8 protein-coding genes and 1 tRNA gene are annotated in these 12,339 nt (G+C 74.6%); 5 read left to right on the forward strand and 4 right to left on the reverse strand.

All coding sequences use genetic code 11. From position 1 onward, the window contains the following. Positions 1 to 2: 2 nt before the first annotated feature. Positions 3 to 317 carry a helix-turn-helix transcriptional regulator gene (locus AB0N84_RS08545; RefSeq protein ID WP_289458874.1) on the forward strand — a complete coding sequence of 105 codons (315 nt, stop codon included), beginning with the start codon at positions 3 to 5 and terminating at the stop codon, positions 315 to 317. Here AB0N84_RS08545 and AB0N84_RS08550 read toward each other — a convergent pair. The 4 genes from AB0N84_RS08550 to AB0N84_RS08565 form a co-directional block, all read right to left on the reverse strand. Then, a complete protein-coding gene (locus AB0N84_RS08550) occupies positions 314 to 1,654 on the reverse strand; it encodes a M1 family metallopeptidase (RefSeq protein ID WP_363545243.1) in 1,341 nt (446 codons plus the stop codon). The genes AB0N84_RS08545 and AB0N84_RS08550 overlap by 4 nt on opposite strands. After that, positions 1,651 to 5,598, reverse strand: a complete 3,948-nt coding sequence (locus AB0N84_RS08555) for a Pls/PosA family non-ribosomal peptide synthetase (protein WP_363545245.1) — start codon at positions 5,596 to 5,598, stop codon at positions 1,651 to 1,653. The genes AB0N84_RS08550 and AB0N84_RS08555 overlap by 4 nt, the downstream gene beginning before the upstream one ends. A 164-nt stretch (positions 5,599 to 5,762) precedes the next feature. Then, positions 5,763 to 5,834, reverse strand: a tRNA-Arg gene (locus AB0N84_RS08560). 134 nt (positions 5,835 to 5,968) lie between these two features. Then, positions 5,969 to 6,538, reverse strand: a complete 570-nt coding sequence (locus AB0N84_RS08565) for a hypothetical protein (protein ID WP_363545248.1) — start codon at positions 6,536 to 6,538, stop codon at positions 5,969 to 5,971. Between the two features lie 72 nt (positions 6,539 to 6,610). Here AB0N84_RS08565 and argS point away from each other — a divergent pair, with 72 nt between their 5' ends. The 4 genes from argS (at position 6,611) to AB0N84_RS08585 (ending at position 12,327) form a co-directional block, all read left to right on the forward strand. Next, a complete protein-coding gene (gene argS / locus AB0N84_RS08570) occupies positions 6,611 to 8,281 on the forward strand; it encodes an arginine--tRNA ligase (RefSeq protein ID WP_363545251.1) in 1,671 nt (556 codons plus the stop codon). A gap of 457 nt (positions 8,282 to 8,738) precedes the next feature. After that, positions 8,739 to 9,494: a DUF2993 domain-containing protein gene (locus AB0N84_RS08575; protein WP_182046849.1), complete on the forward strand. Its 756-nt coding sequence runs from the start codon at positions 8,739 to 8,741 to the stop codon at positions 9,492 to 9,494. 56 nt (positions 9,495 to 9,550) lie between these two features. Next, the gene (lysA, locus tag AB0N84_RS08580) at positions 9,551 to 10,960 is read left to right on the forward strand and encodes a diaminopimelate decarboxylase (RefSeq protein ID WP_182046848.1); all 1,410 of its coding nucleotides are present in this window, start codon (positions 9,551 to 9,553) and stop codon (positions 10,958 to 10,960) included. Positions 10,961 to 11,007: 47 nt separating this feature from the next. Then, complete coding sequence (locus AB0N84_RS08585; RefSeq protein WP_069710748.1) at positions 11,008 to 12,327, forward strand: homoserine dehydrogenase; 1,320 nt, start codon at positions 11,008 to 11,010, stop codon at positions 12,325 to 12,327. The last annotated feature ends 12 nt before the right edge of the window (positions 12,328 to 12,339 follow it).

Here is a 12,339-nt window from a genome sequence, read left to right on the forward strand (position 1 = left end):
GCATGGTCCGACTCCCGCTCAGTCCCGACGAGCTCGAACGCGGCCGCCGGCTCGGTGCGCTGCTCCGCTCGGCGCGTGCGGACCGCTCGATGCTCGACGTCGCCCTCGCCGCCGGCGTCTCGCCCGAGACCCTCCGGAAGATCGAGACCGGCCGGATCGCGACCCCGTCGTTCGCGACGATCGCCGCGCTGGCCGGGGTCGTCGGGCTGTCCCTCGACGCCCTCTGGGCCGAGGTCCAGCCCGCTCCGTCCGGCGGTGGGACGGTCCGGCCTGCCCGTCCCGCGAGGGCGCCGGCGGCCGGGTCCGCCCGTCGCTAGGCCGAGCCGCCGGTCGGCAGTGCGGGCACGCCCGGCTCGTCGAGCCACGGACCCGTGACCCGACGCACCGCGAGCTCCGTCACGCCCGCCGCCGCAGCGAACGCCGCGAACACGTCCGTCGGCGCCACCGAGCCGTGCCGGTGCTCCGCGGTGATCGCGCGGAGACCCGTGGTGAACGCGGTGTCGCCGAAGGTCCGACGCACCGCGTGCAGCGCGAGGGCACCGCGCTTGTAGACGCGGTCGTCGAACATGTCGGCCGCGCCCGGGTCCGCGACCACGAGGTCCTGCGGCCCGGCGAGCAGCCCGTCGCGGTACCGGTCGGCGAGCGTGTCCGCGGAGTCGCCCCCGCGGTGCTCCGACCACAGCCACTCGGCGTAGCAGGCGAAGCCCTCGTGCAACCAGATGTCGCGCCAGCGCGCCGCGGTCACGGAGTTGCCGAACCACTGGTGCGCGAGCTCGTGCGCGATCAGCCGGTCGGTGCCGTGCTCGCCGTCGACGTGGTTCCGCCCGAACACCGCGAGGCCGTGGGCCTCGAGCGGGATCTCGAGCTCGTCGTCGGTCACGACGACGCCGTACGACGAGAACGGGTACGGACCGAAGACGTCCGCGTAGAGCGCGAGCATGTCGGGCACGCGCCCGAAGTCCGTCCGCACGGCGGCCGCGAGGTCCGCCGGGTGGTGCACGGTCACGTCGGGCAGCGCGTCGCCGGAGGGACCGCGGAGCGCGGTCGTGCGGTACCGCCCGATCTGCACCGTCGCCAGGTACGTCGCCATCGGCTCGGTCACCGCCCAGGTCCAGGTGGTGCCCGCCCGACCGCGCTCGCGCCCGAGGAGGTCGCCGTTCGCGACCACGTCGTAGCCCGTCTCCGCGGTGATCTCGATCCGGTAGGTCGCCTTGTCGTCGGGGCGGTCGTTGCAGGGGAACCACGACGGGGCGCCGGTCGGCTGCGCGGCGACGATGACGCCGTCGGTCAGTTCCTCCCAGCCGATCTGGCCCCAGGGGCTCCGCAGGGGGTGCGGCGCGCCCCGGTACCGGACGTGCACCGAGAAGTCCGCCCCGGCGGCGACCGGCTCCGCGGGCGTCACCGTGAGCTTGTGCGTGGACGTCGACACCTTGGTCGCGCGGGTGCCGTCGACGTCGACCCGGTCGACCCGCAGCCCGTGCAGGTCGAGGACGATCCGGTCCAGCTGCTCGACGGCACGGCCGTGCACGGTGGCGGTGGCGTCGAGGCGGTTCGTCGCGACGCGGTAGCCGAGGCGGAGCTCGTAGTGCCGGGCGCTCCACCGCCGGTCGCCGCTGTGCGGGGTGTACGGGTCGGCGTCGGGGTTCGGCTTCACGGTGCCGTCGAGTCTGCCACGACGCCGTCGTCCTGGGCGGCGGTGGTGCGTTCCGCGACCGGCACCGGCGGCGCGGACGCCCACGGTGCGATGGGGTTGCCCGCCCACTGCGTGCCCCCGGGGACCTGCTCGCCGCGCATCACGAGCGACGCCGGTCCGACCGTGGCACCGGCACCGATCCCCGCCGCCGGCAGCGCGACGCTGTGCGGTCCGAGGGTCGCGCCGTCGTCGAGCCGGACCGTGTCGAGCTGCATCACCCGGTCGTGGAACAGGTGCGTCTGCACGACCGTGCCGCGCGCGACCGCCGCCCCGTGGCCGATGGCCACGAGGTCTGCCTCGGGGAGCCAGTAGGTCTCGATCCAGGTCCCGCGCCCGATGCGGGCGCCGAGGCTCCGCAGCCACGCCGCCAGCGCCGGGGTGCCGGTCGCCTGCTCGGCGAACCACGGGCGCGCGACCGTCTCGACGAAGGTGTCCTGCACCTCGTTGCGCCACACGAACGACGACCAGAGCGGGTGCTCGCGTGCCTCGATCCGGCCGACGAACACCCACTTCGCGAGCGTCGACACGGCCGCCGCGACGGCGCCGGCGACGATGAGCACGGGCCCGGCGAGGAGCACGGTCCACCCGATGCCGACCGTGGACCACAGCGCGAGGAGGGCACCGGCGACGCCGAGGGCGATCGCCGCGGAGACCATCGGCGCGACCAGGCGGAGGAGCTCCCAGCACCCGCGGGCGACCTTGAGCCGGCGCGGCGGGCGGAAGGTGCGTTCCTCGTCGAACTCGGTGGTCGCACGGCGCAGGCGGACCGGGGGCGACCCGAGCCACGAGGACCCGCGCTTGGCCTTCTTCGGGACGGCGGACAGCACGGCGACGAGCGCCTCGCGCGGCACCGAGCGCCCGGCCCCGGTCATGCCCGAGTTGCCGAGGAACGCCCGTCGTCCGACCTTGGAGCGGCCGATGCGCACGAAGCCGCCGCCGAGTTCGTACGTCGCGACCATCGTGTCGTCGGCGAGGAACGCGCCCGAGGCGATCTGCGTCAGCGAGGGGATGAGGAGCACCGTCGAGATCTCGGTGTCCCGTCCGACGCGCGCACCGAGCACCCGCAACCACAGCGGTGTCACCAGCGAGGCGTAGAGCGGGAACAGGAGCGTGCGCGCCGCGTCGAGCACGCGCTCGGTGCACCACGCCTGCCAGCCCGGACGCGACCGCACGGGGTGCCGGCCCTCGTGCAGGCCGAGGGCGAGCAGCCGGACCGCAGCGACCACCAGGACCGCGTAGACCGTGCCCGCGACGAGCGTCGCGAGCGGGACGGCCGCGAGCCCGCGCAGCACCGCGGTGCCGAGCGTGCCGGCCGGCCCGACGAGCACGACGGCGACCGCCAGGCCCGCCGCGACGCCCGCGACGGGCAGGCCGGCCACGACGACCGACGCGACCCCGTACGCGGCGAGCCAGCGACGACGGGCCGGGGGACGCGCCTCCCGGCCGTGACGCGCCGACCCCACGCGTTCCGCGGGGGAACCGGCCCAGCGCTCCCCGTCGGGCACCCTGCCGGTGACGGCGGACCCGGCCTCGACCTCGGCGCCCTCGCCGACGTGCGCCCCGGGCAGGAGCGTCGAGCGGCTGTGCACGACGGCGTCCGCGTCGACCCGGACGTGGCCGAGCCGGAACAGGTCGCCGTCGACCCAGTGCCCGACGAGGTCGACCTCGGGCTCGACCGACGCGCGCTTGCCGACGGTGAGCATGCCGGTGACCGGCGGCAGGGTGTGCAGGTCGACGTCGCGGCCGATCCGGGCACCCAGCGCCCGCGCGTAGTAGCTGATCCACGGCGCTCCCGCGGTGGACGGACCGTCGACGGCCTCGGCGATGCGCTCCGCGAGCCAGACGCGCACGTGCACGGACCCGCCGCGGGGGTGGTCGCCCGGACGCACGCCGGCGAGCAGCAGGCGGGCGAGGACGACCGTGACGGCCATCTTGCCGATCGGTGTGACGAAGAGCAGCAGGGCCACCACGAGCGCCCACCACGGCAGCACCGGCAGGACGGGCAGGGTCGTCGCGTGCAGCACCGCGGCGACGAGCGCCGTCCAGGTCAGCACCCGCAGGCCCCGGAGCACCTGGACCGGCAGGCCGAGCAGGGTGAGCAGCAGCCCGGTGGTCGGCGGCACCGGGCGGACCGGTCGCCGTGCGGCGGCGGTCGGGCCGGCGTCGTCGAGCGCGGCGGCCAGCGCACCGATCCGCGGGTGGTCGTAGACGTCGGCGACGGTCGTCGTGGGGAAGCGCTCGCGGATCGCGGACACGAGCTGCGCCGCGGTCAGCGAGCCTCCGCCGTGCGCGAAGAAGTCGTCGTCGACGCTCGTCACCGGCACGCCGAGGATCGCGGACCAGCGCTCGGCGATCCACGCGACGGTGTCCGGCAGCAGTGCGGTGTCGGAGGCTCCGGGCAGCGGCCAGGGGAGCGCGGCCCGGTCGACCTTGCCGGACGTCCGGGTCGGCAGCGACTCCACCACGGCGAGCAGCGGCACGAGGGCCGCCGGCAGTTCCTCGCGGAGTCGGGCGTTCGCGGCGGTCGTGTCGATCGTCGCGCCGGCGACCGGGGCGACGTACCCGACGAGGACCTGGTTGCCGGCCGGCGTCCGCTGCACGACGGCCGCGCCGCCGGCGACGTCGTCGAGGCCCTGCAGGGCCGCGTCGACCTCGCCGAGCTCGATGCGGCGGCCGCCGAGCTTGACCTGGTCGTCCGCGCGACCCTGGAAGACCAGGCCCTCGGGGTCGTACCGGACGAGGTCGCCGCTCCGGTACGCCCGCTCCCAGCCGAGCTCGGGGAAGGGGGCGTACTTCTCGGCGTCCTTCGCCGGGTCGACGTAGCGTCCGAGGCCGACACCGCCGATCACGAGTTCGCCGACGCCACCGGGGGCCACCCGCTGCCCCCGGTCGTCGACGACCGCCAGGTCCCAGCCGTCGAGCGGCAGCCCGATGCGCACCGGCTGGCTGCCGTCCATCAGGGCACCGCACGCGACGACCGTGGCCTCGGTCGGACCGTACGTGTTCCAGAGCTCGCGGTCGCGCGAGGCGATGCGGGCCGCGAGCTCGGGCGGGCAGGCCTCGCCGCCGGAGATCACCAGGCGGACCTGCTCGAGGGCGTCGTCCGGCCACAGGGCCGCGAGCGTCGGGACCGTGGAGACGACCGTGATGCCGTGCGCGATGAGCCACGGACCGAGGTCGACGCCGGTCCGGACGAGCGAGCGCGGTGCCGGCACGAGGCACGCGCCGTGGCCCCACGCGAGCCACATCTCCTCGCACGAGGCGTCGAACGCGACGCTCAGGCCGGCGAGCACCCGGTCGCCGGGGCCGATCGGCGCGTCCTGCAGGAACATGCGTGCCTCGGCGTCGACGAACGCGGCGGCGGACCGGTGCGTCACCGCGACGCCCTTCGGCACACCCGTCGAGCCGGAGGTGAAGATGATCCAGGCGTCGTCCTCGGTCGTCGGGGCCTCGGCGCGTGCGGCGGGGTCGACGACCGGCGAGGGCGCCGCGTCCGGTGTGCCGTCCTGCCGCAGGACGCCGCCGGCACCGATCACGCCGACCACGCCGGCCTCGCCGAAGACGAGGGCGGCGCGCTCCTCGGGGTCGTCCGCGTCGACCGGCACGTAGGCGGCGCCGGCGGCGAGCACGGCCAGGATGGACAGGTACAGGTCGCGGCCGCCCGAGGGGATCCGCACGCCGACCCGGTCGCCCCGACGGACGCCGCGCGTGGCGAGGTCGTCGGCCTGCTCCCGGACGAGCCGGAGGAGCGTCACGGTGTCGATCGTCCCGGCCGGGTCCTCGAGCGCGAGGGCGTCGGGGTGCGCGGCCGCGGTCGCCTCGAGGACGTCCAGCAGGGTGCGCGGTGCCGGGGCGTGCTCGCCGCGCGCGAGTTCCGCTTGGGTGTCGGTGGTGCCGGTGCTCATCGCGCGGATCCTACTGACGCCGGGTGTCGCGCACGGAAACACGTCGCGCGCGGCCGATCGGGACGCAGGAGCCGGGCTCGACCACGGGTGACGGCCGCCGCAGGCGACATCGCGCGACGCGGACCGAGCGCAGCGAGCACCTCGTCCTGCGCGGGAGTTTCCTGTGCCCCCAGGAGGATTCGAACCTCCGCCCCTGCCTCCGGAGGGCAGTGCTCTATCCCCTGAGCTATGGGGGCTCGTGGGTGACACCAACCGTAGCAGGTCCGGTGACCCGGTCCCGACAGCGCGTGTCGCGCCCGTGTCGTGCGGACCGCCGGACGGGAGGCGCGGTGCGGGATCGCGCCGCGCCTCCCGTCCGGCGGTGGCCGGCTCAGCCCGTCGGGCTCGCCGAGGCGGTCGGCTGCAGGACGGCGCGGACCGCGTCGACGACGGGCTGCGCCCCGCCGGGCTCCGTGAAGAGCGTCGACTCGGTGGTGATCCAGTACGGGTCGGGGAAGGCGTCCGCGCGGCCGACCCCGTCGGCGAGGGCGTAGTACCCCTCGACGCGGTAGGTCGGGACGGAGCCGCCGCGTTCGTACAGGGCGTCCTTGAGGGTCGTGAGCGACTTCTCAGGCAGGTGCGCGACCGCGAGCGTGACGGTGGTGCCCGGGTCGTCGGTGGCGACGAAGCGGCAGACCCGCCCGCGCTGGCGCTCGATCGTGGCCGCGGGCGTGCCCCCGCCCGGACGCCAGTCGGTGTCCTGCCGGAAGGTCTTCCCGTACACGGCCAGCGCCTCGGCGGGCAGCAGGTCGGCGCAGGACTGCCGCACGGCCGTGCCGATGGGCGTCGCCGTGGCGCTCGGGGCGGTGTCGCGGGCGCCGGTGCAGCCCGACAGGAGGGCGGACGCGGCGACGGTGAGGGCGGCGACGGTGATCGCCCGGGCACGGCTGCGGGTGGTCATCCGGACATGATGCTGCACGGGGACCGGCACCGGCCCGCGAGGCACCTGGGTGTCCCGGTAGACTCGACCCTCGTGACTCCTGCCGAACTCTCCGCCGCGTACCTGTCGATCCTGACCGGGATCGTCGAGCGACGAGGCGCGTCCGACACCGTGACGATCGGGGAGTCCCACGTGGCCCTCGAGCGTCCGAAGAACCGCGCGCACGGCGACTGGGCGTCGAACGCGGCCATGCAGCTCGCCAAGCGCCTCGGTACGAACCCGCGTGAGCTCGCGACCGAGATCGCGGGCGAGCTGACCGAGCTCGACGGCGTCGCCTCGGTCGACGTGGCCGGTCCCGGCTTCATCAACATCACGCTCGAGGCCGCCGCGGCCGGCGAGATCGCCCGCACGATCGTCGACCAGGCGCAGGCGTTCGGGCGTGGCGACCTCTACGACGGCGTCCGCATCGACCTCGAGTTCGTCTCCGCGAACCCGACCGGCCCGATCCACATGGGTGGCGTGCGCTGGGCGGCCGTGGGCGACAGCCTCGCCCGCGTGTTCGAGGCGCAAGGCGGCCTCGTCACCCGCGAGTACTACTTCAACGACCACGGCGCGCAGATCGACCGCTTCGCCCGGTCGCTGGTCGCCTCCGCGCTCGGCGAGCCCACCCCGGAGGACGGCTACGGCGGCGCCTACATCGCCGAGATCGCCGCGCGGGTGATCGCGACGCTGCCGGCCGGCACCGACGTCACGGACCTGCCGCGGGACGAGGCGCAGGAGCTGTTCCGCCGCGAGGGCGTCGACTTCATGTTCGCGGACATCAAGTCGTCGCTGCACGACTTCGGCGTCGACTTCGACGTGTTCTTCCACGAGAACTCGCTGCACGAGTCGAAGGCCGTCGAGCGCGCCATCGAGCGGCTGCAGTCCCTCGGCAAGATGTACGAGGCCGAGGGCGCGCTCTGGCTCCGCACGACCGACTTCGGCGACGACCGCGACCGGGTCGTGATCAAGTCCGACGGGCAGCCCGCGTACATCGCCGGTGACCTGGCGTACTACCTCGACAAGCGCGAGCGCGGCTTCGAGCGGAACCTCATCATGCTCGGCGCCGACCACCACGGCTACGTCGGCCGCATGATGGCGCTGTGCGCGGCGTTCGGCGACGAGCCGGGCACGAACCTCGAGATCCTCATCGGGCAGATGGTCAACCTGCTCAAGGACGGCGAGCCGATGCGCATGTCGAAGCGCAACGGCACGATCGTCACGATGGAGGACCTCGTCGACGCCGTGGGTGTGGACGCCGGCCGGTACGCCCTCGTCCGGTTCGCCAGCGACACCGCGATCGACATCGACCTCGACCTGCTCACGAAGCGGACCAACGACAACCCGGTCTTCTACGTGCAGTACGCCCACGCCCGCACGCAGTCGGTCGCGCGCAACGCCGCCGCCTCGGGTGTGGACCGTTCGGCGTTCGACGCGTCGCTGCTCACGCACGACACCGAGGGCGCGCTGCTCGGCGCCCTTGCGGAGTACCCGCGGGTGGTGCGTCAGGCTGCCGAGCTCCGCGAGCCGCACCGCATCGCGCGGTACATCGAGCAGCTCGCCGGGCTGTACCACCGCTGGTACGACGCCTGCCGCGTGACCCCGCTCGGCGACGAGGCCGTGACGGACCTGCACCGCACGCGCCTCTGGCTGAACGACGCCACCGGGCAGGTCGTCCGCAACGGCCTGACCCTCCTCGGGGTCACCGCACCCGACCGCATGTAGCGCGGCGCGGGCGCGGCGCTGCGCCCGCACAACGACGAGCGCGTCGCGCCACGGAATTGCGTGGCGCGACGCGCTTCTCGTTGTGCGCGGGCGGTACGCGCCGCGTCGCGGGGACGCGACCCTGCGGCGGCCGTGACGTGCGTGGCGGGCCGCACCCGCGCCTCCAGGCCGGGCAGGGTCGCGCCCCGCGCCGCGGCGGCCTTCCGGGTACTTCCGGGGGTACCGAGTGGTTCGGGGCGTACCCGGCGGTTCCGCACGACCCGGTACGCCCGATCCCGCCAGGCATCGCGCGCGTCATGGGAAGGAACGGGCGGACGGGAGGCGCGTGGCGGGCCCGTCCCGCTCCTCCAGGCCGGAGCAGCGTCGCGTCCGCACCCCGCGCCGCCGCGCCCGCGCCCACCGGGCGCCCACCCCGCCCCCAGCCGGGCCGCGGGGAGCACCTGGCAGGGTGGGACGCATGTCCGCAGCCACCGAGCCCACCCGGAAGCGCCGTCGCTGGCCCGTCGTCCTCGTCGTCGTGGTGCTCGTGCTCGCCGTCCTCGCGGTGGTCGCCGAGTTCGTCCTGCGCGGCGTCGTCGACCGGATCATCGCGGACCAGGTCGAGCAGTCGCTGCCCGAGGGTGCGACCGGCGAGGTCACCGCGCACGCGGACGGCATCGTCATCCCGCAGCTGCTCGCCGGGACCCTGGCGGACGTGCACATCACCTCCGACCGCCTGACGGTGGACGGTGTGCCGCTCGCCGCCGACGTCACCGCGCGCGACGTGCCGGTCGACGGGCAGGGGGACGTGCACGACGTCGACGGGCACGTGACCCTCGCCGCGACGAGCGTGAAGGACCTGGCGAAGTACAGCCCGCTGTTCCAGCGACTCCGCCTGGTGGACGACGGCGTCGAGCTGTCCGGGTCGACCGCGGTGCTCGGGTACGACATCTCCTACGCGGCGACCGGCGCCGTCACCACGCAGTCCGACGGCCGCGGCGTCACGATCACCCCGCGGAACGTCCGCATCACCAACCCGGACCTCGGGCTCGGCGTCGACTCGATCCCCGGGGTCACCGACGTGCCGGTCCAGGTCTGCACCGCGCGGTTCCTGCCGGAGCAGCTGCGCATCCGCTCGCTCGACATCACCGCCCGGCAGGCGACCGTGCGCGTCACGGCCGGCACGCTGCCGCTCACCGAGCAGGGCCTCCGGACCGTGGGCAGCTGCGGCTGACCGGCGGGCGTAACACCGGCCGGGAGGCTCGTCCCGGCTCGCTAGGATCGGGTCCCGTGAGCGCCAACCCCCTTGCCCCGCCGCGGCTGCGGACGCCGGACGACGCCTCCGCGCTGACAGCGCGGATCTGGCCGGCCTCCGCGACGCGGACCGACGACGGCGAGCTCGTGGTCGGCGGCAACACCGCGTCCGCCCTCGTCGAGCAGTTCGGCTCGCCGCTCTACGTCGTCGACGAGCGCGACGTGCAGGCCCGCGCGGCCCGCGTGCGCACCGCCTTCACCGAGGCGTTCGAGCGCATCGGCACGCGGGCACACGTGTACTACGCGGCGAAGGCCTTCTTCACGACGCAGGTCGCCGCCTGGATGACGGAAGCGGGGCTGCGGCTCGACGTCTGCACGGCCGGTGAGCTCGCGGTCGCCCTCGCCGGCGGTGCCGACCCGGCGATGCTCGGCTTCCACGGCAACGACAAGTCCGACGCCGAGATCGCGCGTGCCGTCGAGGTCGGACTCGGCACGATCGTGCTCGACAGTCACGAGGAGATCGGCCGCGTCGCCCGTGCCGCCGCCGAGGCCGGCACGGTCCAGCGCGTGCGGATCCGCATCAACAGCGGCGTGCACGCGAGCACCCACGAGTACCTCGCCACCGCGCGCGAGGACCAGAAGTTCGGCATCCCGCTCTCCGAGGCGGTCGACGCGGCCGCCGCGGTGCGCGCCGAGCCCTCGCTGGCCTTCGTCGGGCTGCACTCGCACATCGGGTCGCAGATCTTCGACGAGTCCGGCTTCCGCGAGGCAGCGCGACGCCTGATGGACGTGCACGCCGAACTCGTGGCGTCCGGTCCGGTGCCGGAGCTCAACCTCGGCGGCGGCTGGGGCATCGACTACACCGAGGGGGACTCCGCGTTCGCGCCCGAGGACGTCGCCGAGGCCCTCGCGAGCATCGTCGCGGAGGCCTGCGCGGAGCGGGGGATCCCCGTCCCCGAGGTCGCCGTGGAGCCCGGTCGCTACATCGTCGGCCCGGCCGGGATCACGCTCTACCGCGTCGGCACGATCAAGCCGGTGGCCCTCGAGTCGGACGACGGGGTGTCGGCCACACGCACGTACGTCTCGGTCGACGGCGGCATGAGCGACAACGCACGCCCCGCCCTCTACGGCGCGGACTACACGGCGCGACTGGCGCGGACGTCGGACGCCGCACCGATCCTCACCCGCGTGGTCGGCAAGCACTGCGAGTCCGGGGACGTCGTCGTGCACGACGAGTACCTGCCGGGTGACGTGCACCGCGGTGACCTGCTCGCCGTGGCCGCGACCGGGGCCTACTGCTGGTCGCTCTCCAGCAACTACAACCACGTCGGTCGCCCGCCGGTCGTCGCGGTCGCCGACGGCACAGCCCGTATCCTCGTCCGTGGCGAGTCCATCGACGACCTGCTCGCCCGCGACACGGGGGTCGTCGCCGGCTCCGGCCGCTGACCCCGACCGAACCGGGCTGACACCCGACCCACAGGAATGCGCACCACATGATCGAATACCGCAACGTCCGCGTCGCGCTGCTCGGAGCCGGTTCCGTCGGTTCCCAGGTGGCCCGCCTGCTCCTCGAGCACGGTGACGAGCTGGCATCCCGTGCGGGCGCAGGGCTCGAGCTCGTCGGCATCGCGGTCCGCGACCTGGACGCCCCGCGCGACGTGGACCTGCCGAAGGACCTCTTCACGACGGACGCGCAGTCGCTCATCCTCGGGGCCGACATCGTCGTCGAGCTCATCGGTGGCATAGAGCCCGCTCGCACCCTCGTGCTGCAGGCGCTGCAGTCCGGCGCGGACGTCGTCACCGGCAACAAGGCGCTCCTCGCCACGCACGGCCCCGAGCTCTTCGCCGCGGCGGAGCAGGTCGGCGCGCAGCTCTACTACGAGGCCGCCGTCGCCGGTGCGATCCCGATCATCCGGCCGCTGCACGACTCGCTCGCGGGTGACCGCATCGAGCGCATCATGGGCATCGTCAACGGCACCACGAACTTCATCCTCGACCTGATGGACCGCGAGGGCTCGACCTTCGAGGCGGCCCTGGCGACCGCGACGGAGCTCGGGTACGCCGAGGCCGACCCGACCGCCGACGTCGAGGGCTACGACGCCGCGCAGAAGGCGGCCATCCTGGCCTCGCTCGCGTTCCACACCTCGGTGCCGCTGGCCGCCGTGCACCGCGAGGGCATCACCGACGTGACGATCGAGCAGGTGCGTGCCGCGCGCAAGGCCGGCTACGTCGTGAAGATCCTCGCGACCGCCGAGCGCCTGACCGACGCGGACGGCGTCGAGGGCGTCAGCGCCCGCGTGTACCCGGCGCTCGTGCCCGAGTCGCACCCGCTGGCGAGCGTGCACGGCGCGAAGAACGCCGTCTTCGTCGAGGCCGAGGCGGCCGGCGACCTCATGTTCTACGGCGCGGGTGCCGGCGGCGTCGAGACGGCGTCGGCCGTGCTGGGCGACCTGGTGTCCGCCGCGCGTCGGCACGTCATCGGCGGCCCCGGCATCGCGGAGTCGACCCAGTCCGCACTGCCCGTCTTCCCGATCGGCACCGTGCGGACCCGCTACCAGATCACGCTCCACGTGGCGGACGCCCCCGGCGTGCTCTCCACGGTCGCGGGCGTGCTGGCGAAGCACGGCGTGAGCGTGCAGACCGTCGAGCAGTCCGCCGCGACCGACCCGGGCGACGGCACGCCCGGCACCGCCACCCTCGTCATCGGCACGCACCTCGCCCGCGAGTCCGACCTGGCCGCCACGGTCGTCGCGCTCCGGAACGAGGACGTCGTCGTCGAGACCACCAGCGTCCTGCGGGTCGTCGGGGCCTGAGCCCCGGTCCGC

The organism is Curtobacterium sp. NPDC089185 (genome assembly GCF_040685235.1).
Taxonomy (GTDB): Bacteria; Actinomycetota; Actinomycetes; order Actinomycetales; family Microbacteriaceae; genus Curtobacterium; species Curtobacterium citri.

What these genes read in the sequence shown, in the direction of transcription:
- AB0N84_RS08545 (WP_289458874.1), top strand. Translation starts at nt 3, where the DNA reads ATGGTCCGACTCCCGCTCAGTCCCGACGAGCTCGAACGCGGCCGCCGG.
- AB0N84_RS08565 (WP_363545248.1), bottom strand. Translation starts at nt 6,538, where the DNA reads ATGACCACCCGCAGCCGTGCCCGGGCGATCACCGTCGCCGCCCTCACC.
- AB0N84_RS08555 (WP_363545245.1), bottom strand. Translation starts at nt 5,598, where the DNA reads ATGAGCACCGGCACCACCGACACCCAAGCGGAACTCGCGCGCGGCGAG.
- AB0N84_RS08585 (WP_069710748.1), top strand. Translation starts at nt 11,008, where the DNA reads ATGATCGAATACCGCAACGTCCGCGTCGCGCTGCTCGGAGCCGGTTCC.
- AB0N84_RS08575 (WP_182046849.1), top strand. Translation starts at nt 8,739, where the DNA reads ATGTCCGCAGCCACCGAGCCCACCCGGAAGCGCCGTCGCTGGCCCGTC.